The 20,385-nt window shown below is 64.0% G+C and carries 13 protein-coding genes and 3 riboswitches; of the genes, 6 read left to right on the forward strand and 7 right to left on the reverse strand.

The features are described 5' to 3' along the window. Nucleotides 1-25 precede the first annotated feature (25 nt). From KP003_RS17365 to KP003_RS17385, 5 genes are all read right to left on the reverse strand, one after another. Nucleotides 26-8,629 (reverse strand): isopeptide-forming domain-containing fimbrial protein, encoded by an 8,604-nt coding sequence (locus KP003_RS17365; protein WP_239027567.1) that lies wholly within the window; start codon nt 8,627-8,629, stop codon nt 26-28. 212 nt (nt 8,630-8,841) lie between these two features. Next, entirely contained in the window at nt 8,842-9,003 is a 162-nt protein-coding gene (locus KP003_RS17370; RefSeq protein WP_216789348.1) for a hypothetical protein, read from the reverse strand. 113 nt (nt 9,004-9,116) lie between these two features. Continuing rightward, nucleotides 9,117-9,192, reverse strand: a riboswitch (cyclic di-GMP riboswitch). Between the two features lie 124 nt (nt 9,193-9,316). After that, nucleotides 9,317-9,393: riboswitch (cyclic di-GMP riboswitch) on the reverse strand. 149 nt (nt 9,394-9,542) lie between these two features. Next, complete coding sequence (locus tag KP003_RS17375) at nt 9,543-9,962, reverse strand: bacteriohemerythrin (protein WP_217300020.1); 420 nt, start codon at nt 9,960-9,962, stop codon at nt 9,543-9,545. Nucleotides 9,963-10,100: 138 nt separating this feature from the next. Continuing rightward, nucleotides 10,101-10,177: riboswitch (cyclic di-GMP riboswitch) on the reverse strand. Between the two features lie 349 nt (nt 10,178-10,526). Then, nucleotides 10,527-10,805, reverse strand: coding sequence for a hypothetical protein (locus tag KP003_RS17380; RefSeq protein ID WP_216789352.1), 279 nt, complete (start codon nt 10,803-10,805; stop codon nt 10,527-10,529). A gap of 57 nt (nt 10,806-10,862) precedes the next feature. Then, nucleotides 10,863-11,150, reverse strand: a complete 288-nt coding sequence (locus KP003_RS17385; RefSeq protein WP_216497525.1) for a hypothetical protein — start codon at nt 11,148-11,150, stop codon at nt 10,863-10,865. A gap of 518 nt (nt 11,151-11,668) precedes the next feature. On the opposite strand from KP003_RS17385, the gene KP003_RS17390 reads away from it, so the two are divergent. Both KP003_RS17390 and KP003_RS17395 read left to right on the forward strand, forming a co-directional pair. Next, a complete protein-coding gene (locus tag KP003_RS17390) occupies nt 11,669-11,902 on the forward strand; it encodes a hypothetical protein (RefSeq protein WP_216497524.1) in 234 nt (77 codons plus the stop codon). 115 nt (nt 11,903-12,017) lie between these two features. Beyond that, entirely contained in the window at nt 12,018-12,347 is a 330-nt protein-coding gene (locus tag KP003_RS17395; RefSeq protein WP_216789354.1) for a DUF4118 domain-containing protein, read from the forward strand. Here the strand turns inward: KP003_RS17395 and KP003_RS17400 are convergent, their stop codons facing one another. Both KP003_RS17400 and KP003_RS17405 read right to left on the reverse strand, forming a co-directional pair. Next, nucleotides 12,348-13,610 (reverse strand): glycerate kinase type-2 family protein, encoded by a 1,263-nt coding sequence (locus KP003_RS17400; RefSeq protein ID WP_217300021.1) that lies wholly within the window; start codon nt 13,608-13,610, stop codon nt 12,348-12,350. Between the two features lie 140 nt (nt 13,611-13,750). Further along, nucleotides 13,751-14,149: a hypothetical protein gene (locus KP003_RS17405; RefSeq protein WP_216789357.1), complete on the reverse strand. Its 399-nt coding sequence runs from the start codon at nt 14,147-14,149 to the stop codon at nt 13,751-13,753. Between the two features lie 272 nt (nt 14,150-14,421). Between KP003_RS17405 and KP003_RS17410 the strand changes: the two genes are divergently transcribed. The 4 genes from KP003_RS17410 (at nt 14,422) to KP003_RS17425 (ending at nt 20,345) form a co-directional block, all read left to right on the forward strand. Then, a complete protein-coding gene (locus tag KP003_RS17410) occupies nt 14,422-16,044 on the forward strand; it encodes a methyl-accepting chemotaxis protein (protein ID WP_216789359.1) in 1,623 nt (540 codons plus the stop codon). A gap of 216 nt (nt 16,045-16,260) precedes the next feature. Further along, complete coding sequence (locus KP003_RS17415; protein ID WP_216789363.1) at nt 16,261-17,025, forward strand: substrate-binding domain-containing protein; 765 nt, start codon at nt 16,261-16,263, stop codon at nt 17,023-17,025. 67 nt (nt 17,026-17,092) lie between these two features. After that, nucleotides 17,093-17,851: a substrate-binding domain-containing protein gene (locus tag KP003_RS17420; RefSeq protein ID WP_216789364.1), complete on the forward strand. Its 759-nt coding sequence runs from the start codon at nt 17,093-17,095 to the stop codon at nt 17,849-17,851. 43 nt (nt 17,852-17,894) lie between these two features. Next, nucleotides 17,895-20,345, forward strand: a complete 2,451-nt coding sequence (locus KP003_RS17425) for a methyl-accepting chemotaxis protein (RefSeq protein ID WP_216497517.1) — start codon at nt 17,895-17,897, stop codon at nt 20,343-20,345. Nucleotides 20,346-20,385 lie beyond the last annotated feature (40 nt).

Raw genomic sequence — 20,385 nt, forward strand, 5'->3', positions numbered from 1 at the left:
CAGGTCCTCCCCTGGGAACGTCTCATCACGGCGGTGCGCCCCGGCGCCAGAAGGTCTCGGTCTCGATGGTGAGCGGGTAACCGTCACTCCACTTGCCGGAGATCTCCTTCTTGAGCGCCTTCAGACGCTCTTCCACCAGACCCTTGCTCTCGACTTCGGCGAGATAGGAGAGCCGCAGCACCGCCGGCGCCTTGCGGAGCTCCTTCAAAAGGAGGTCGACCCTCGGCTGCCACTGCCTGCGCAGCTTGGTCCCCTTGGGCTCGAAGGCGCCGTCCGCGACGTCCAGGGAGACCACGTGGTGGATCGCCGCGCCGAAGTTGAAGCGCAGCATCTTGCCCCGGGTCGCCCTCTCCACCTGCGGGTTCTCGCTGGTGACGCGGTATCCGGTGGGGAGGGTGCGCTCGTCGACCTTGAGGATGAAGTTGCTGCCGCGGTCTTCGTCCGGGACCACCGCGCAGGTGATGTGGAAGCGGCCGAACTCGTCGGTGGTGGCCACGAGCCCCCGGGCGGTCACGGCGCGCACGCCGGCGAGCCCCTTCTCTCCCTGGTCCGGGTAGCCGTTGGCGTTGGCGTCGTCGAAGACCTTGCCGATCACGTCGGTGCAGTCGAGATCCGCATCGGGGATGACGCGGACGGTCGCCGAGGCGACGCCGGAGGCGACGCTGTCGGTTGTGTTGTCCAGCACCTGGGCGCGGTTCACGTACTCTCCCTCGGAGACGCCGGAGCCGACGATCATCAGGAAGGTGATGCTGTGGCTGGTGCTGCTGGTGAGCTGCGAGACGTTCCAGGCCATCTGGCGCGTGTTGAGCGTCGGCTCGGCCTTGTGGCCGTCCAGGCGCGCCGACCCCGCCACGTACTTGAATCCGGGGGGGAAGATGTCCACCACGCTCAGGTTCCTGAGGGTCGCCCCCAGGGTGTTTTTGAGGGTGATGGTGTAGGGGACCAAAGCGCCGCGCGAGACGTTGGTCACCGCCGCGGTCTTGGTGATGGCGATCGCCGTGTTGAGCGTCGGGTCGACGGCGATGTGGTTGTTGTAAATCTGGCTGTAGCCTGGCTGCAGGTTGTCCAGGGTGAGCCGCAGGTAGTAGGCGGTGGCGGCGCCGGGGAGCACCGAGGTGCCCGGCGCCAGGTCGGACGCCTGCGCCTCGCAGTACCCTGCCGTGGTCGGCACCGCGTCCAGCGTGCTCCCCGGGCAGGCCGGGACGGAGAAGGCGGCGGTGCTGTCGCTGGAAGTGGGGGGCACCAGCTTGGAGACGCCGGCCGTGTAACCGGATGCCGGTGGCGTCACCTGGATCAGGTAATCCCCGCCGGAGGGGCAGGAAGGATCGCTGAAGTTGAGGTCGAATTTATAGAGGCCGCTGGCCGTGGTGACCTGCCCCTGCTGCACCGGGTCGTTGAAGCAGCCGCCGGAGAGGGGGAGCCGGTTCGCCGCCTGGACCATGGTCAGCGTCGCCCCCGCGACCGGGGTACGGATAACGGAGTTGTAGACCACGCCGTTTGGGGTGAGCGGCAGGTTCAACTCCTGCAGCAGCGCCCCTCCCCCTGCCACTATGTCGGAGATGCGCTGCATGCCGTTGGTGAAGGGGGAGCTGCACCACCCCAAGAGGGCGGTCGCCGCGCCGGCGCCCGGTGCGCGGAAGCGGAGCTCGTACCTGATCGCGGCGCCGGCGTTGGGCGTCAGTCCGCTGAAGCGGTAGGAGCCGTCGGCGGCGCTGTTCACCGTCCCCACTACGCGGCCGTCCTGGTACAGATCCACCGCCCAGCCGGCGGAGGGGATTTCGCCGCCGTCCAGCGCGTTGTCGTGGTTCGCGTCCTGCCACACCGAGCCGGCAAGGCTCGCGCTCCCGGGCATCCCGCCGACGGCGACCGAAGTCCCGGCGCTGGCGACCTGGGTGGGGGTATCCCAGCTCGCCTGGGCGAGGTTGTTGACCACGCTGCCGCTGGCCACCGTCGCGTTCAATTTCACCTGGAAGCGCAGCACGACGGAGGCGCCCGGCGCCAGGGCGCCGTAGCTCGTACCGTAGCCGGCGCTGATGACCGGGGCCGCGTAGCTCACCCCGTTGGAGGAACCGTTCATGACGCCGGATCCGGAGAGGTAGCTTCCCTGGGGCAGGAGCGGGGTCAGGTCGTCGGTCAGCACCACCCCCATGGCCGGCACTTGGCCGATGTTGGTGGCGCGCACGGTGTATTCCAGCACGCTCCCCGGGAGGGCGGCACCGCCGCCAACTACCACGGCGGACTTGGTGACCGTCAGCTGCTGGGCGTTGCCCACCGCGATCACGGTCGGCTGGTAGCCGTTGGTGGGGTTCGCGTCGGAGTCGGTGGCGAGCGGCGGCAGTTCCGCCGTTCCCACGCTCCCCTGGTTGCTGATCACGGTACCCGAGGCGACGCCCTGGTTCACCTGCACCTTAAAGGTAACGACACCGGTGCCGCCTGCCGCGAGGGTCCCGGTGCTAGCGGGGGGCGCAGGCGGGGCGAGTCCCGAGGAGACGACACCGATGCCGTTGGCGAGGGGGGATGCGCCGGCGCCGGCATCCGCGACGGACACGCCGTTCAGGCGCACGCTCCCCGCCACGTAGGTGGTGTTGGCGGGGATCGCGTCGGTCAGGATGACGCCGGTCGCGGGGATCGCCCCCGAGTTGGTCATGGTGATGGTGTACTCAAGCGCGTCGCCCGGATCGACCAGCCCGTTGCCGTTGACGTCGCCGGCAAGCTGGACCGTCTTCAGCGCGTAGACGAGCGGCAGGCTCCCGACCACCACCGTGGTGGGATCGTTGGGCGCCGGAGTCGCGGGGTTGTCGGAGCCCTCTTCGGGGAACGGGCCGCTCGCCGCGCCTGTCCCGGCCACGAAGGCCTGGTTGGAGATGAGCGTCCCGGCCACCATGCTCTTGCTGATCCGCACCTCGAAGGTGATGGTGGCCACGTTGCTGCTCGTTGCGGGCATGGCGCCCGGCACCGGATTCGCCGGCGAGTTGACCGGCATCCCATTTTGCAGCGGGCTCACACCGGCGCCGGCGTCCGCGACCGGCTTGCCGTTCAGGGTGGTGCTGTTGGCGACGTAGGCGGTGTTGGCCGGAACCTGGTCGCGCAGCGTCACTCCCGTCGCGTTCTCGGTGCCGTCGTTTTTGACGGTGATGGTGTAGCGCAGCGTGTCACCCGCCGTCACCGTGGCGCTCCCGGAGGTGACGTCCTGCACCGTCTTCTGGAACAGGAACCGGGGGGCGGACACGATCAGGGTCCGGGTCGGATCGGCACTCCCGGGGAGCGAGGGATCGTCGCTCGACTGCGACGGCAACAGGGGGGAGGCGACCTGCGCCTGGTTCTGCACCAGCGAGCCGTGATCAAGCACCGGCGCCAGGGTGGCCTGGAATTCGACCACCAGCGTGTCACCCGCCTGCCCCTGCGGGGCCACGGTCAGGTTGCCGACGCTCACCACTCCGGTCCCCTTGGCGCCGCCGTTGGCCGAGGTGGCGGCGACGTTCGCTCCGGCCGGCACGGTCAAGAGCTTCAGGGTCCCCGGCGCGAACATGGCCACGGTGTTCAGCTTGTCCAGCTCGTCGGTCAGGGTGAAGTTCGCGGCGCCCAGGGTGCCCACGTTGCGGATGGTGAGGGTGTACTTGAGGGTGTCGCCCGGCTTCGCGTTTGCGCCGGACTGCCCGGTGGTCGCGTTCAGCACCGTCTTGGAGAAGCTCAAAAGCGGCGCCTGGGTGGTCACGGTGAAGGCGTCCTGGATGTCCAGCACCCCGGGGGTGCCGTTGGTGAGTGCGCCGGTCGTGGTCTGTATGTCCCCCGCCGCGGCAACCGCCGGGTCGGCGCTCAGCCACCTGGTGGCGCCCGCCACGTTGGTGAGGGTGATCCCCCCCGCGGTGTAGGGGTCGAGTGCGGCGTTGTACGTCACCAGCAGGCGCTCCCCCGGCGCAATGGCCGCCGCGGCCGACTTCATGGCGACGGTCATGGTGCAGGCGGGCGACGGCGCGAAGCTCACGGTGAAATCGGTGCCGTTGACCAGGTTCGCCGAGACCGGCGTGACCCCGTCGGCCTGGTAGACGCGCGCCGTGACGTTGGTGGGGGCCGAGCCGCACATGCTCCCCGGTGCGGGGGTGGTGACGTTCGGGAGGATGTCGGTGAGGGTCGCCTGCCACGCGGTGCTGCCGCCGCTGTTCTGGACGTTCAGGGTGAAGACGCCCGGCGCGAGCGCGCTGATGGTGGCCGGCCCGCTTTTCTGCACGGTGAGCGCGGGGCCGACGATGGTGACCGCGGCGCTGGCGCCCGGCGCACCGTTGGCCTGGGTGGCGGGGGTGTTGTTCACGCCGTTGTAGGTGTAGGTCGCCGTGTTCTGGAACTGCTTGCCCAGGGTATTGGCGGAGGAATTGGTGAGCACCACCGTGACGTTGATCACGGCCTGCTGGCCTGCGGGAATGTCGATGCCGCTGCCGCTGTCCTGGATCACCAGGCTGGTGGCGCTGCCGGTGTTGACCGGGGTGAAGGCCGGGCCGGAGACCCGCTGGGCAGCGACAAAACGGAGGTCCACCCCGGTTGCCGTGGAACTCAAGTCGTCCAGGATGCGCACGTCGTACATGGCGGTGGGCTGCGGCACGGCGGGAACGGTGATGGTGTAGCTGAAGGGGCGGCCGATGGCGGCGCCGGTCACCTGGGCCTGCTTCGAGAGCGCCGTAGCCGCCGCCGTGGTGAGCTGCACCGTGGCCGCGGCGGTCGGGCCGTAGAGCTGCCGGTTGGCAAGGACGCTCGCCGTCGGGATGTCCTGGCTGTCGAAGGAGTAGTAGCTGGTGACCTGCGCCTGGTTGTTCAGGGTCACCCCGGCCCCCAGCCCCGCGTCCCCCTTCACCTGGTAGGTCACCTGCAGGGTCTGCCCCGGCGGGACCGCGTAGAGGGCCGCGGAACCAGCGACGTCGAAATTCCAGGTCGCAACACCGGTGGCCGTACTGTAGCTCGGGGCGAGCGTCGGCAAGGTGGCGCTGGTCGCGCCGGTGGCGCTGTCAACCAGGGTGACGCCGGTGGTGGTGACCCCGCCCTGGCGCAGGCCGACCGGCAGAACATCGGTGAGGACCGGGTCGTAGGCCGGGGCGGTGCCGCTGTTCGCCATCCTGACGGTGTAGGTGACCGCTTCGCCGGCGCTGATCACCGTGCCGCCGCCTGCCGTGGCCGCGCTCTTGGAGACGTTGAGAAGCGGCTGCCAGACGTTCAGGGTTGCGCCGGAATTCTTCGGCGTCGCCGCGACGCCGTTGATGGCGTAGTTGAGCGTGGCGCTGTTCACGAGCTGCTGCGCCGTCGGGGACTGCGCCAGCGCATTTCTGACCACGTGGGTGCGGTACTGGATCGTCAGGGTGTTGTTGGCGCCGTTGTTGTCGGCCGTGTTGACGACGTTGCCCAGGTTCCAGGTCAGGGTGCCGGTGGCGCCGGACGCCGGCTGAGATGAAACCGTGTAGCTGAAGTTGCCGCTCCCCGAGGCGGGGGCGATGCTCACCAGGCCGTCGAAGGCGAGCCCCGCCGGGAGCTGGTCGGTGAGCAGCACGTTCTGCGTGGTCCCTTCGCGCAGGGTGAGGGCGAGGTTGTAGACCACGGTGTCACCCACGCGCAGGGTCGAGTCGGTGCCGCTTGCCGGAGCGGCGCTCCAGGAGTCCGAAACCACGCTCTTGACAAGTGAAGTCGGGTCGAGCGAGGTGACGGTGGCGGAGACCGGACCGGAGCAGTAGTTGTTGGGAGCGGTGGCGTTGGGGCAGCCGGCGCCGGTGCGCTCGCCGGGGACCGAGCCGGAAAGCGAGGTCCAGTCGACGTAGACGTCGTTGGTGATGGGGGCGCCGCTGGTCTCCAGTACGGTCACCAGGTAACTGAGCACCAGGGTTCCGCCGGCCGGGATGTCCAGGCTCGCGTCGCCGTTCTGGCTCCCCCAGTCCACGGCGCCGTTGGCGAGAGCGGTCGGCGTGGGCATGAAGCCGGTCACCGATGCGCCGTTTATCTGCGCGGTGGCAGTCCCCGGTACCAGCGACACGTTGGAGGGGAGAAAGTCCAGGACGTCGGCGTCGTAGGCCCGGGAGCCGCCGTCGTTGGTGACGGTGACGGTGTAGCGCAGCACGTCTGCGGGAGCCGCGGCGGCGGACGCCGCTTTCCCGGCGGGTAAGGCATAGCTGACCGTCTTGGCGGCGGTCAGGTGCGGTTCGACCACCGTCATGTTGGCCGTGGTCGCCGCGCCTCCGGCCGACTGGGTCAGGCTGTCGCCGTTTAACTTGTTGTACGTGTAGGAAGCGGTGTTGCTGAAGGCGAGCCCCGCGCGGTTCACGCTGCCGTTTTGCAGTGCCGCCGTCACCTGGATGACCGCCTGCCCCCCCGCCGGAATGTCGATGCCGGTGGCGAGGTCCTGGAGGATGACGTTGGTGGCCGTGCCGGTGTTGGTCAGGTTCCAGTTGCCGCCGGAGATCACGTCGGCACTGACGAAGCTGATGCCTGCCGCGGAGAGCGCCATGTTGTCCAGTATCCTCACGTCGTAGAGCGGGACGTCGGCCGGGGTGGCCGGGACCTTGATCAGGTAGCTGAACTGCTGGCCGATGGTCGCCGTGGCCGATGCGGGGTTCGACTTGGAGAGTGCACCCGGCGCCTGGATGGTGACCCGGGTGGGGTCGCCGCCGGAGCCGAGCAGCACCGTCCCGTTCAGGTAGGGATCGTCGCTGGGGCCGGACCAGACCGTTGCCGGGGTGGTGCCGGTGTCGGTCCCGGTGACGTTGGCCTGGTTGGAGACCACGGCGCCGTTCGCGAGGGTCGCATCGAGGGTGGCGTCGAATTCGATCTGGATCTGCGAGTTGGCCGTGGCGCCTCCCGGCAGGCTGAGGCCGGAAACGGTTATGGATCCCGGGGTGCCGCCGCTCGGCTGGACGACGTTCACGGAGCCTCCCGCCGGGGTGACGGTGACGTTGGCGATGGAGCGCAGCCCAGCCGGGAGGGTATCGGTGATGGTGACGCCGTTCAGGGGGGGCCAGGTGAAGTTCTGCAGCAGCAGGGTGTAGCGCAGCCGGTCCCCGGGGAAGGCCGCCGTGGCCGGAGCGGCACCGGTGGTAAGGTCACGCACCGTCTTTTGGAAGTAGTAGCCGGCCAGCGCGGCCGTCACCGTGTAGGCGTCCTGGTAGTCCAGGGTGCCCGGGGTGCCGTCGGTGATGGTCCGGTCGTACTCGCGGCGTCCCGGGTAGCTGCTGTTGGCGCTGAACCACCTGGTGGCGCCGGCGATGTTGGTGAGCGTCGTCCCGGAGGCGACGCCGGTGCTGTCGACCTGCGCCCGGTAGGTGATGATGAGGCGCTGGGTGGGGGCGATCTTGACGGTGTCGAGCAGGGTCAGCGTGAACAGGCCCGGGGAACCGGAGCCGCCGCTCCAGGTGGTGGTGAAGTCGGCGCCGGCCACCAGGGGTGCCGATATCGGGGTGATGCCGTCGGAGGCGAAGATCTGGGCGGTGACGGTGCCCACCGGAGAGACGGTGCTCATGCCGGCCGGGATGTGGTCGGTGATGGTGGCGTTCCAGGCGTCGCTTCCCCCGGTGTTCTGGATGTTGAGCGTGTACCTTACCTGTGAATCGATGTTGACCGTTGCTGCCGAACCGCTCTTGGCGAGGGTGAGGTTCGGCTCGACCACCGTCATCGGCGGCGTGGTGCCGGGCCATGCCTGCAAGTCCACCATGCTGGCGGTGTTGATCGGCTTGTTGAACCACATCTTCGCGGTGTTGGAGAACTGGGTCCCCGCAAGGTTGACGTTGGCGGGGCTGTTGTCGAGGACAACGGTGACCTCGATCTCCAGGTTGTAGCCTGCCGGCAGCGACGCGAGGGGGGCGTTGTTCTCGTAGGAGAACACCAAGTGCTTCGTGCCGTCGGACAGGACGCCGGGGTGGTTGGTGAGCCAGCTGGCGCTCGCCCCCAGGGCCAGCGGCGCCCCCCCGTTCAGCGGCGTCTTTACGCCGGTGGCCGGGTTCACCAGGTATGCCGTGTTGGTGAGGTAAGTCAGGGCCGCCCCGGTTGCGGTGAGATCATCGGGGATGACCACGTTGGTGACCGTCGCGTCATCGGCGTTGGCGATGTACTGGAAGGAGCCTGAGGCGTCGAGTCTTCCCAGCAACGGAACGCTGATGGTGTAGGTGAAGGGAACGCCGACTGCCGCGCTGGTCTGTGCCGGCGGGTTCTTTTTGCTCACCGCGTCCACCGGCACCATGAAGGCCTGGCAGGCGGGGCTTATGTTGTTGTACCCGCCGGGGGCCCAGTAGATCCAGAAGTCCGACTGGGTCGGGTCGTTGCACGACATGTTTCCGTAGTAGAAGACGTCCAGAAAGGCGATGTAGTAGGACTGCTGCTGCGGGAAGTTGAAGTTTATGTTGGTGATCGGGAAGCCGCCGATCGAATCCGGGAAATTCTTGATGGTGCAGTTGGTGTCGACCCCGAACGTCGATGCCCCCCTGACAGCGGCGAGGGTGGCGGGGTTGTTGCCGTCGACCACACCGCCGAACTGGGAGCAGAAGATCCCCGCCGCCTGCGCAGTGCTCCCCGACCCTAGCAGCATGACCAAAAGGGCGGCGGTCGCAGCCAGGCGCTGAAGGAACGAAGCAGCGTCCAGCCTGGCGGCGGCCATCGATAACATCAGCATTGTCTGTGTAAGAATTCTCACTTCAGCCCTCGACGAAAATCGCACAACTGTTGTTGCGGCCCCTCAAGAGACCGACCTGCACGCACCACGAAAAAACCCGCGCCACAGCCGGTTGTTCGGCTGATGACGCGGGTTTCACTTGCCCCGTAGGGATGAGACTTACCGCTGTTTGATGCTGCTGTTGCTTGCTCCGGCCCGGGGCCGGGTCACTTCATTCTTTCATTCCTGACCGCGTCACAAACGCGGTAGTCGGCGATGTTCACCGTAACCTGAAGGTGCGGCGCGGAAAGAAGCCCTATCTCCTTCATGCACTCGGTCAGCTTTCGCTTCCACTCCGGGTCAAGGTTCCGTTTCGTCATCTGTTCCATCGCATGCCTCATGTACTCTGATGGTAGTAATAAAAAAAGGAGCGCTCCATCTTCCGAAGATGAGAGCGCTCCTAGATCGGGGTTTGCCGGATGCCAAGATGCTGACTCATCTCTTCGGCAACCCGGCTATCCTTCACAGGACCCGTGGCTTTGCGTCACCAGATCACTCTGGTTTTGCCCGTTCGGAGAACGTATTCTGTTTTAAATCGCCCAGACACCTCGCCGTGCCAATAAAAAAGGCGCTCACATCTGCCAAAGATGAGAGCGCCCCTTGATCGGTGATAGCCGGATGCCAAGATGGGTAACTCATCTCTTCGGCAACTCGGCTATCCTTATTCAGGACCCGTGGCTTTGCGTCACCAGATCACTCTGGTTTTGCCCGTTCGGAGAACTTTTTTAAAGTTTTGTAATCGACGGCCACCTTTTAACAGATGGCCTAACGGTTTGCAACATTTTTTTTCATAATGGTGATTTTTTTTACAAAGCAGCTGCCGACAGCCGGAAAGATCCCCTGCAAGGAAAGGGGAAACCGGCAGGCTTCAAGCGATTTTGCTCCTTCCCTGGGGCTCGGACAGGTCCCCCACGAAAGCCCCCAGCTTCGCATCGCACTCGCGGATGTGATGACTGACCCAATGGTCTAGGATAACCAGTTGGTCGATGCTCAGGCTGCTGCTTGCATTTCGAGGACTGCGGATGTCTATCATCCTCTGCCTGAAAATCTCGTGTTCATCCCTGTGCGCCAGAAAATCGGGATAGCAGGTGTCCATCATCAGCATCTGCTCGTAGTCGAAACACTGCGCCATGTACACCAGGATTTCATCGAAGATGTACCCTTCGGGAGGGGGGCCGGTCATGAAGCGGTCGTACGCTTCGTTTATCTTTTCGACCACGTACTTATGACACTGGTCGATGTCTTCGATACCAACCACCAGGTCTGAGGTCCATTTTGTGTTAAACATAAGCCCTCCCGCGGCATCATGCCAAGCACCCGAACGTTCACACTGGATATTCCCGTCGTATCGAAACCGGCCTATGCCGTTCAGGCCCTGCCGCGCCCGGACGCGAAAAAGCCGGGGCTTCGATATCTGGAGTGATATTTCGGCGACCCGGCTGTCTCGGTGAGACCCTGTAGGCTTTCCGTCCCATCCTCGCGGATGGTTTAGTATTTTCGTGTATCGGTCCTCGCTTTTGCGAACGCAACATATCGCACGAGCGCAGGCGTGTCAACAATATTTAATGTGCTTTACCCTAACTTGCCGGCGGGACAGCACCTTCTACCGCTTGATCCCACCAGCTCCGCCGGCATTTCCTTCTTTGAATCCCGCCGTACACTCGGCAGTGATCGGGCTTGTCCGGGGGGAAAACCCGCCGTCACACCGCACACGCGGGTAACGAAAAGCCCCTCGTGACCGCACGGGGGCTTTTCTGCTGCTGCGGGCTTGCTCCGGCCACGCGGTTTCTCGATCAACCTGCCAACCAACTGCCTGGGTGACCCGTTTCCCTGGGGGCGCCCGGACCGCCGGCTACTTCCCTCCGAGGGCGCTCTTCACCTTCTTCAGCGTGTCGATGTTCTTCTGCAGACCGCTCACGTTCTTCTCCATTTCGGTGATGGTGGTGCCCAGTTGGGCCACGCTGCCGATGATACCTCCGCTGCCGGCTGCCCTCTGCAACAGTTCGCTACCCAAGTCTCCCATCTGGGCATCGGCCCTGTGCTCGGTGATCGAGCCGCAGAGATATCCTGCCACAAACACCACGGCAAAGGCCGCGACCCGCAAGCTGTAGACGACGCTTTTCTGTTTCATGTCAGCTCCTCCCCAGTTCCCCGATCTCTTTCGCACCGTAACGTCCGGGTCATCTCCCTACTTTTTCTTTTCCTTCTTCTCCGGCTTCGCGGCGCCGTCCTTAGCCTCGATGCTGGCGGCCTTCATCGTGTACATGATGGTGACCTTGCTCCCCACCTTGACATCCCCGGTGACCTTGGTGTCCTTGTCCTTGGCGATCTGCCACTTCTCGCTCCCCTTCTGAACTACGATCATGTCGTCCTTCACTTCGAGTACCGGACCGGTCACCTGGTAGCTCTTGGGACCGGCATAGACGGTGGTGGCGGCAAGCAAAGTGATTCCTGTCAACGCTGCGATAAGTTTCATTCTTTTTCCTCCTTGAGTGTTGTTGGTGTGGAACGCTAAATTGATAGCAGCTTAACGGTGCAAGTCAAACCGCGGCACGGGATTGCTCCGAAAGCCGATCAACACAGTCATCAGCACGCGAATGGCGGCGCCTTTCGCAATGCCGACACCGGCGACCAGCTCGAAAATCGTTTTCCAGTTTACACTCAGAGCCCCCTTTTACAATCGCCTCTCGGGTGTTGATCGTGACGGTCAATGTGACGGCATAGATTCGTATGAGAGTGCCAACAGGCCTGTAGCAGCAACTAAAAGAAACGGGGCACCGCTCATGCAGTGCCCCGTCAAACTTTTTGACAGCGCCTCTCGATACCCCATTTGAGGTAACAGCTGAGCAAATAAGGTATGCTTCGCCGTCCCGGAGGGTGAATGGAAATTTAATTTCACCAGATATCAGGCAGTTATCTAGCATTACAAAACCTGGCACGGCTGATGCTATAGAAAGGACAGAAGTTCAAAATCACCCTTTAGGAGATTCTCAAATGAAAAAGATCGTGTCCTCCGTAGTTGCTGCTCTCGTTGCTGTTGCTTTCGCTGGTGTTGTTTTCGCTGCTGACGCTGCTCCGGCTCCGGCCGCTCCGGCTGCTGAAGTGAAGAAAGAAGAAAAAGCTCCGGTTAAGAAAGCTGCTAAGAAGAAAAAAGCAAAGAAAGCTGCTAAGAAAGCCGAGAAGAAAGAAGCTGCTCCGGCCGCTGAAGCTGCTCCGGCTGCGAAGTAATTCAGTTTTCACCTGTAGTAGAAAAGCCGCCCGGTGGTCGACATCGGGCGGCTTTTTTAGTATCAAGCCGTAGCAGCGATTCGCCCCCCGCGTCGGGGCAACTCAGGGGTGTCTCATGCGGAAGTTCCTCAGCGCCGGGTGCGGGTGGGTTACGACGGGATATTTGCTGGTCGTGGTGTTGGGTTATGTCGACTACCTGACCGGTGACTATTCCTTGCTGCTTTTTTACCTCGCCCCGGTATCCCTGGTGTCCTGGCGGGGAGGGCGGCGAGGAGCACTCCTTGTGTCACTGCTCGCCGGCCTGGCGCGCTACGTCTCCGACTACTACAGCCACTCCGCGCTCACCTTCAAGCCCTGGCAGCCCCTGGAAGACACGGCCCTCATCGTGGCGGTCGCCTTCCTGGTCCTCATCATGAAGAAACTGATGACCGAGAGCGTGGCCTGATCACCCGGCAATGAATATGGCCCTGAAATCGTTCACGTTGGTGAGCGTGGGGCCGGTCACCAACGTTTCACCCAACGCCTCGAAAAAGCCGTGCCCGTCGTTGTCGTCCAGGCTTAGCCTCGGGTTGATCCCCGCCTCCCAGGCCCGCTGCAACAGATCCGGGCTCACGAAGCCCCCCGCTATCTCTTCCTGGCCGTCCACCCCGTCGGTATCCCCCGCCACCGCAAAGATCCCCTTTTCACCCTCCAGGGCCAGCGCGAGCGCCAACAGGAATTCCACATTGGGTCCACCGCGTCCGCTGCCGCGCACCGTGACCGTGGTCTCCCCTCCCGACAGCAGGACGCAGGGGGCGCCGAAAGGGTGCCGGCGCCGTGCCACCTGCAGGGCTATCGCCGCGAGCGTCTTACCCACCTCTCTTGATTCCCCTTCGATCCGGTCGCTCAGTATGTGGGCGGCAATCCCCTGCCGGCGCGCGACCTGCGCCGCGGCTTCCAGTGCCGCCTGCGGCGTGGCGACCAGGCGGAACTGCGCGTTCCTCAGGCGCGGGTCGTCCGGCTTCACCGACTCCCCCCGCCCGGAGACGAGGCGCTCCCGCAAGGACCCGGGCAGCGGGATGCGGTAGCGGTCAACTATGGCAAGCGCATCGGCGCAGGTGGTCGCATCCCCGACGGTCGGGCCGGAGGCGATATCGGCAGGGTTGTCGCCGGGAACATCGGAGATGGCCAGGGTAAGCACACGGGCGGGATGGCAGGCCGCGGCAAGCCTCCCCCCCTTGATGGCGGAGAGGTGGCGTCGAACGCAGTTTATCTCGGAGATGGCGGCTCCACACCTCAGGAGTTCCCGGCTGAGTTCCTGCTTCTGTGCCAGGGTCACCCCCGGCAGAGGAAGCGGCAACAGCGCCGAGCCGCCGCCGGAAATCAGGCAGACGACCAGGTCGTCGCAGGTGAGTCCCCGCACCAGTTCGAGCATCCTTGCCGCCGCCGCGCCCCCGGCCTGATCCGGGACCGGATGCGATGCGCTCACCACCTCGATGCGGCGGCAGGGGACCTCGTAGCCGTAACGCGTCACCACGAGTCCCGCCGAGATCTCTCCATCCCACGCGTCTTCGAAGGCGCGAGCCATGGCCGCCGATGCCTTCCCCGCTCCGACGACCACCACCCTCCCTTTCGGGGGGGACGGCAGGTGGCGCGGCACGCAGTACTCGGGAAGCGCCGACCGAACGGCGGCTTCGAACATCTGCTGCAGCAGTTTACGCGGTTCCATGATTCCTCCCGGTACGGCGTCAGGTCCTCCGATAGATACAACATCGAGGCGGTGCCGCGCAACGGGGAATCCGCTTCCCGACGACAAAAGGCCCGCAGGGTATCCCGCGGGCCCTTGTGACACTATGGCGAATCCATCGGCTAATACCGCTCCCTCTTGATCCAGCCGTACTTTTCCCCCGCATAGAAGTGCCCGTGGCATGAATACGGCCCGCTGTTGTAGATGTCCACCACCAGCACCTCGCCGCATACCGGGCAGGGGGGGGTCGGCCGTTCCCTCTTCCTGGCCTCCTCCCGGAGGTCTTCGAGCTGGCTTTCCAGCATCTCGATCCGGGCGACCAGCTCTCGGTCCAGCAGGTGTTCCAGGCACCCCTGCACGCCGCATTTTTCCTCTTTGTCGTCCACCAGCACCGGGTGCTGGCACTCGGTGCAGCTACAGTCGACCTGAAAATTCCCGCACAAGGGGCAGCGGTTCTCTTTGATCTCCGGCAGTGCGAAGCACCCCGGAGGGTAAATGTAGCTCAGAATCGACCGGCTCATTGCAGTTCCTCCCATTCGGCTGTAAAGCCAGATACCTGCGCGTCCACAAGAAACGGGAAAGGCACAACGGTTAAAATCCTGCCATAAAAAATTTGCAATGCAAAGGCCATTCAACAACCGTCTCCGCCCCCGCCATGCCGGACCTCGAGGTACCGTCTCCAGGAAAATTGGGAGTAATCGAAGCCTCCCCGAACAAATGACCGATTTTGAAGTGGAAAACCAGGTCCGAAGAGAAGGGAAAAATACAACCCCAAGATCCTTGAGGAGGAAACATGTTGGCAAGCGTCAAAGTCGGGACCAAATTGCTTTCAGCATTTCTGCTGATTGCCGTCATAAGCGCGGTGGTCGGCGGTGTAGGGGTACTGAAGATCCGCCAGATTGACGACGCGGATACCCATCTCTACGAGTGGATCACGGCGCCGCTGGCAAACGTGGCCCAGATGTCCATCGACTTCCAGCGGGTCCGCATCAACCTGCGGGATTTCATGGAAGCCAAAGAGGAGAGCGAGAGGCAGGCTGCGCTGGCCATGGTGAACAAGCTGCGCAAGGAAATCGGTGAACGCTCTACCGTCTTCGAAAAAAACCTGGACAGCGCCGAGGAACGCAAGCTCTTCGCCGAGTTCAAGGAGTCCCGCAAGGTCTATGGCGACCACATCGACCGGATGACCGGGCTGGTGCAGGCGGGCAGGGTCGACGAGGCGATGGCTCTCATGCACGGAGAGGCCAAGAAGGCGGCGCTGCACGAGCAGGACCAGCTTAACAAGCTGATGGACGAGATGGAAAAGCAGGCAGAACTGACGTCGAAGGAAAACACGAGGATCGCCAACACCGCGACGCTGGTGATGGCCGTCCTGGTTGTCGCTGGCATGGTGATCGCCATAGTCTGCGGTGTCGTGATAACCGGGATGATCACCAAGCCTCTCCAGGCCGCCGTTGCCGCGGCCAGCGCCATCGGCGCCGGCGACCTCACGGCGCGTATCGAGTCGACCTCGCGCGACGAGACGGGGCAGCTCATGGCCGCGCTGCAAGCGATGGCGGAGAACCTGCGCTGCACCATCGGCAAGGTCGCCGACACCTCCGCCCAGGTTGCCTCCGCTTCCAACCAGTTGCATTCAACGTCGGAGCAGATCGCCACCGGCGCCGAGGAGGTCGCGGCCCAGGCCGGCACCGTGGCCACGGCCGGGGAGCAGATGTCGGCCACCTCCTCGGACATAGCGCGCAACTGCCAGATGGCGGCCGAGGGGGCGAAACGCGCCGCCCAAACCGCCCAAAACGGTGCGGAGGTGGTCCAAGGGACCGTGACGGTGATGGGACAGATCGCAGCTAAGGTGCAGGAAAGTTCCAGGACCGTCGAGAGTCTCGGCCAACGCAGCGACCAGATCGGAGCCATCATCGGCACCATCGAGGACATAGCGGACCAGACCAACCTCCTGGCCCTGAATGCGGCCATCGAGGCGGCGCGGGCCGGGGAGCAGGGACGGGGGTTCGCCGTCGTCGCCGACGAGGTGCGCGCCCTGGCAGAACGGACCACCAGGGCGACCAGGGAGATCGGCGAGATGATCAAGGCGATCCAGAGCGAGACGAGGGGTGCCGTGGTCGCCATGGAAGAAGGGGTGCACCAGGTCGAGACCGGCACGGCCGAAGCGGCCAAGTCGGGAAGCGCGCTGCAGGAGATCCTGGAGCAGATCAACGACGTGGCGATGCAGATCCACCAGGTGGCCACCGCCGCCGAAGAGCAGACGGCCACCACCAGCGAGATCTCCAGCAACATCGTGCAGATAACCCAGGTCGTGCAGCAGACCTCGCAGGGGGCGCAGGAGTCGGCGAGTGCCGCCGCCCAGTTGCACACCAACTCGGAAGAACTGCAGCAGCTGGTGCAGCAGTTCCGGCTTTAACCATCCAAACAGGAGCCGGGTGCGTTCCCGGCTCCTCCCCCCGTTAAACCACGACCACTCTGTAACAGCAGGAACATTTCTCTGTCACAACCCTTCCCCCGATCTCCGTCTTTTTAATTTTCAAGTTTTCGTTAGTGAGTGTCGAATAGGAGCTAGCGACTGTGAGTGACCGTCGTGGTCTCTCGGTCCCTTAATCAACAAGCAGGAGGAATAGCTATGAGAGTAATACGTGTTGCAGCAGCGCTTCTCGTGTCTTTGCTTGCAGTTCTCACCACCCAGGCGAGCGCCGACGAGCTGAAGATCGGAGCGGGGGGCGCGCCCACCGAGAACATCCTAAAGCCGATCCGTTCCGCGTTCGAGATGGCGACCGGCCTGAAGCTCTACATCGTCGCCTCCGGGCCGAAGAACGCCTTCGTGGACCTGCAGAAGGGGGATCTGGACGCAGCCGCGGCGGGGCTTAGCTACCAGGACTGGCTGGCACTGATGAAGAAGGAAGGGGCCGAGGTCGGCCAGCCCGGCGCCTTCACCCCGGTCGTGATCGGCAAGGACAAGGTCAAGGTGCTGGTGCACAAGGATAACAAGGTGAACCAGCTGAGCGCCGAGCAGTTGAAGGGGATCTTCTCCGGAGAAATCTCCTCGTGGAAGGAGGTCGGCGGAGAGGACGTGCCGATCCTCGTGGTGGTCGGCAAGCTGACTCCCGGCACCAACAGCATGTTCTTCAAGAAGTTCTTGGGCGACAAGGCCGTCGCCAAGGACGTGATCGACGCCACCACGGCCGAGGACGTCAGGTTGAACGTCGCCTCGAACCCCTCCGCCATCGGATTCGGTCCGCTCTCTCTGATCGACGACTCGGTCAAGGCGGTCCAGACGCCGGAGCTTGCGCGCGATATCACCCTGATCACCAAGGGGAAGCCCTCGGCCAAGGTGCAGAAACTACTCGACTTCATAAGCGGCGACGGCAAAAAGTACATCAAACAGTAACGGCGGCGATTGCGTCGACGCGTGACTTCTCTTAACAGAGATCCATCAAACCAGGAGGGGACGTAGAATGAAAAGAGGGATGTTTTGTCTGGCACTCGTTGCATCGATGGTCTTCGGAGGCACCGCCTTGGGTGAAGAGATCAAGGCGGGGGGGGGCGGCGCCCCCATCGACGGCTATCTGAAACCGGTGAAGGAAGCTTTCGAGAAGAGCACCGGCATCACCTTGCACCTCAATTTCAGCAGCGCCACCCTCGCCTTCAAGCAGCTGATCGCGGGAGAACTGGACCTCTCCACCGCCGGCCTCGCCTACCCCGACCTGGTGAAGACCGCCAGGAAGGAGAACATCGAGGTGGCGGACCCGTCCGCCTACGTAGCCACCGAGATCGGCGCCAGCAAGATCTACACGGTAGCCCATAAGGACAACCCGGTCCCCGCCCTCACCATGGATCAGTTGAAGGGGATCTTCACCGGCAAGATCACCAACTGGAAAGAGGTGGGGGGCAACGACGCCCCCATCCTGATCGTCCTCTCCGCGATCAACCCGGCGACCAACGCCGCGTTCAAGAAGCTCGCCATGGGGGACGCACCCTTCGTCACCGACGTGGTCGAGGCGGGGCGGTTCGAGGACGTGCGCGAAAAGGTGGCCGCCAACCCGGAAGCCATCGCCTTCGGCCCGGTGACCATGCTGGACGCCACCATCAAGACAGTGAAGACGCCGGACGTGGCGCGCCCGGTGATCGTGATCACCAAGGGGGCTCCCTCGGCCAAGGTGCAAAAGCTGATCTCCTTCATAAAGGGAGAGGGGCAAGGCTACATAAAGCAGTAACCCGACTACCGTTTCCCCAGCGCCTACAGACCGGAGCAAATGCATGACTATCAAGACCAAGCTGACCCTGAACGTTATCACCGTGATCCTGATCGTCGCCGGAGTCGCCGTCGCCAGCATCGTAGGCCTGCGCTTTGTCGACAGCAAGCTCCAGGACCTCACCCAGCGCAGCACCCCTTTCCAGATGAGGACGGTCGAGTTCCAACGCCAGATCCAGGAGGCGACGGCGGACCTGATCAAGGCGAGCGTCTCCCGAAACCGCGGCGAATTCGAGGCGGCCAAGACCGAGTCCGACAAATCGCTGGCCGTGGTGGAGACCGGCCAGGGGGCGTTGCAGGCGCTCTCCGGCGACGTGAAGTTGGAGGCGCATCAGGCCCTGACCGGCATAGCCGGCGAGATCTTCACGGTCACCCGGGGTAAGCTAAAGGCCGAGGAGGACGCGGCGGCGGCCAACAAGGCCATCACCGAGCGGATCCGGGAAGCGACCGCGCGCCTCAAGGAACTCGATGCCAAGATAAAGGGTCTGCAGTCGGCAAGCTCCAGCTCCTACAGCAGATCGGTGACCGAGACCAAGGGGGTCTCGGACCGGGTGCGCAACGTGGAGGCGCTCAAGCTGACGCTCAAGGACTTCCACCTGGGGCTCATGGAGGTGAGCAAGGCCCAGAGCAAGAAGGGGGTGCTGATCTCGCAGGCCAAGTGCAACTCCGCCATGAACAAGGCGCTGCAAAACGAGGTGGCCAGAAGCTCCGGCAGCATCTCCGGGGACCTAAAGTACCTGAACTCCAAGATCGCCCCCTTCGGCAAGGCGCAGGGTGCAGCGCTGGAACCGGGCGTCACCGACACCTCGGCGCGGGACCAGCTCTTCTCCGAGATCACCCAGAAGATGAACGCGGTGAACCTGGTCCTGGAACAGGAGGCCGCGATGGCCTCCGACACCCTCTCCTCGGAAAGCCGCAAGCAGTCGTCCTACTTCGGCAACTCGACCATCGCCACCGGGGTGATGGCCAGCAACTCCGAGCTCCTTTCCCTGGGGCTCAAGGTGGACGGGCTCGCCTCGCGTCTGTTCACCGCGGGAACCAGCAAGGATGTCGACGCCATCGAGGCCGAGCTGAACGGCATCTTCGTGCACATAGCACAGGTGGACGGCCAGCTCATAAAGGCACTCTCAAAGCTCAACGCCAGGGGAGAGATGGCACTGCTGCGCCAGGCCGAGGGGGCACTCTCCACCATCAAGGGGCTCCTCTTCGTAAAGGACGGCGTGCTCTCCAAGATCCGCAACAGGCTCGACATGGAGGCCAAGGCGGCAACCGCCATGGGCAAGCTGCGCGAGATCGTCAAGCAGCAAGCGGAGAGCGGGCAGAAAACGGTGAGCGTCGCCCAGGTGGACCAGGAAAAGGCGATCACGACCGTGAACAAGATGGTGCGCTTCTCCACGCTGCTCATCGCCGCCATCAGCCTCGGTGCCGTCATCTTCGGCATCATCTTCGGCATCTGGGTCTACCGCTCCATCTCCCGACCGCTGGCCCAGCTATTGGGGGTGTCGCAGGCGGTGGCCAAGGGGGACCTGGGGATCCGCATCGACAGCAACAACGCCGACGAGGTGGGCAAGGTCCAGGCGGCCATGGCGGAGATGGTGGACAACTTAAGGGGGATGGTGGGCAAGATCAAGGACGCCACCCAGAGCCTCGCCAGCAGTTCCGAAGAGCTCTCCGCCACGGCGGTGGCCCTGGAGAGTGGGGCAGAGGAGCAGACGGCGCGCATCGACCAGTCAGCGACCGCCATGACCGAGATGACCCAGACCACCATTGAGGTGGCCAGAAACTCCAGCGACACCTCGGACGCGGCCACCCACATGAAGGGGATCGCCGAGCGAGGCAAACAGGCGATGCAGGAAACGGCGCAGGAGCTGGACCGTTTCGCCGAGTCGGTGCAGCAGGCGGCCCAGAAGGTCGAGTCGCTGGGGAAACAGTCGGAGGAGATAAGCGACGTCGTCACCCTGATCAACGACATCGCCAACCAGACCAACCTGCTGGCCCTGAACGCGGCGATCGAGGCGGCGCGCGCCGGCGAGCAGGGACGCGGCTTCGCCGTGGTCGCCGACAACGTGCGGGAGCTGGCCGAACGGACCAGCACCGCGACCCAGGAGATCTCCCAGACCGTCAAGACCATGCAGAACAGCGTCAGGTCCTCGGTCGATTACATGCACGAGGAAAGGGAGTCGGTGCAAAAGGTCCAGGGACAGGTGCAGCAGACCCTGGGGGCCATCGGCGAGATCGTGAGCTACGTGGAGCAGGTGGCGGACATGGTGCAACGGATCGCCGTGGCCGCCGAGGAACAGTCTTCCACCAGCAGCGAGGTCTCCCAGAACATGGAGGGGGTGCACGAGATCGCCAAGGAGCTGAGAAGCTCCTTCACCGACATCCGGCACTCCTCGGGCAGCCTCTCGCAGCTCGCCACAGAACTGAACGGCATGGTGGGGTGGTTCAGGGTGTAGGCGCTCTTTTTTATTAAGTTATCGCGTCCGATGATATATA

It is taken from the genome of Geomonas diazotrophica (genome assembly GCF_019063885.1).
Classification (GTDB): Bacteria; Desulfobacterota; Desulfuromonadia; order Geobacterales; family Geobacteraceae; genus Geomonas; species Geomonas diazotrophica.

Coding starts and splice junctions, on each gene's coding strand:
- KP003_RS17425 (WP_216497517.1), top strand. CDS start 17,895: ATGACTATCAAGACCAAGCTGACCCTGAACGTTATCACCGTGATCCTG.
- KP003_RS17370 (WP_216789348.1), bottom strand. CDS start 9,003: ATGGAACAGATGACGAAACGGAACCTTGACCCGGAGTGGAAGCGAAAG.
- KP003_RS17415 (WP_216789363.1), top strand. CDS start 16,261: ATGAGAGTAATACGTGTTGCAGCAGCGCTTCTCGTGTCTTTGCTTGCA.
- KP003_RS17395 (WP_216789354.1), top strand. CDS start 12,018: ATGCGGAAGTTCCTCAGCGCCGGGTGCGGGTGGGTTACGACGGGATAT.
- KP003_RS17420 (WP_216789364.1), top strand. CDS start 17,093: ATGAAAAGAGGGATGTTTTGTCTGGCACTCGTTGCATCGATGGTCTTC.
- KP003_RS17405 (WP_216789357.1), bottom strand. CDS start 14,149: ATGAGCCGGTCGATTCTGAGCTACATTTACCCTCCGGGGTGCTTCGCA.
- KP003_RS17385 (WP_216497525.1), bottom strand. CDS start 11,150: ATGAAACTTATCGCAGCGTTGACAGGAATCACTTTGCTTGCCGCCACC.
- KP003_RS17390 (WP_216497524.1), top strand. CDS start 11,669: ATGAAAAAGATCGTGTCCTCCGTAGTTGCTGCTCTCGTTGCTGTTGCT.
- KP003_RS17410 (WP_216789359.1), top strand. CDS start 14,422: ATGTTGGCAAGCGTCAAAGTCGGGACCAAATTGCTTTCAGCATTTCTG.
- KP003_RS17380 (WP_216789352.1), bottom strand. CDS start 10,805: ATGAAACAGAAAAGCGTCGTCTACAGCTTGCGGGTCGCGGCCTTTGCC.
- KP003_RS17365 (WP_239027567.1), bottom strand. CDS start 8,629: ATGTTATCGATGGCCGCCGCCAGGCTGGACGCTGCTTCGTTCCTTCAG.
- KP003_RS17375 (WP_217300020.1), bottom strand. CDS start 9,962: ATGTTTAACACAAAATGGACCTCAGACCTGGTGGTTGGTATCGAAGAC.
- KP003_RS17400 (WP_217300021.1), bottom strand. CDS start 13,610: ATGGAACCGCGTAAACTGCTGCAGCAGATGTTCGAAGCCGCCGTTCGG.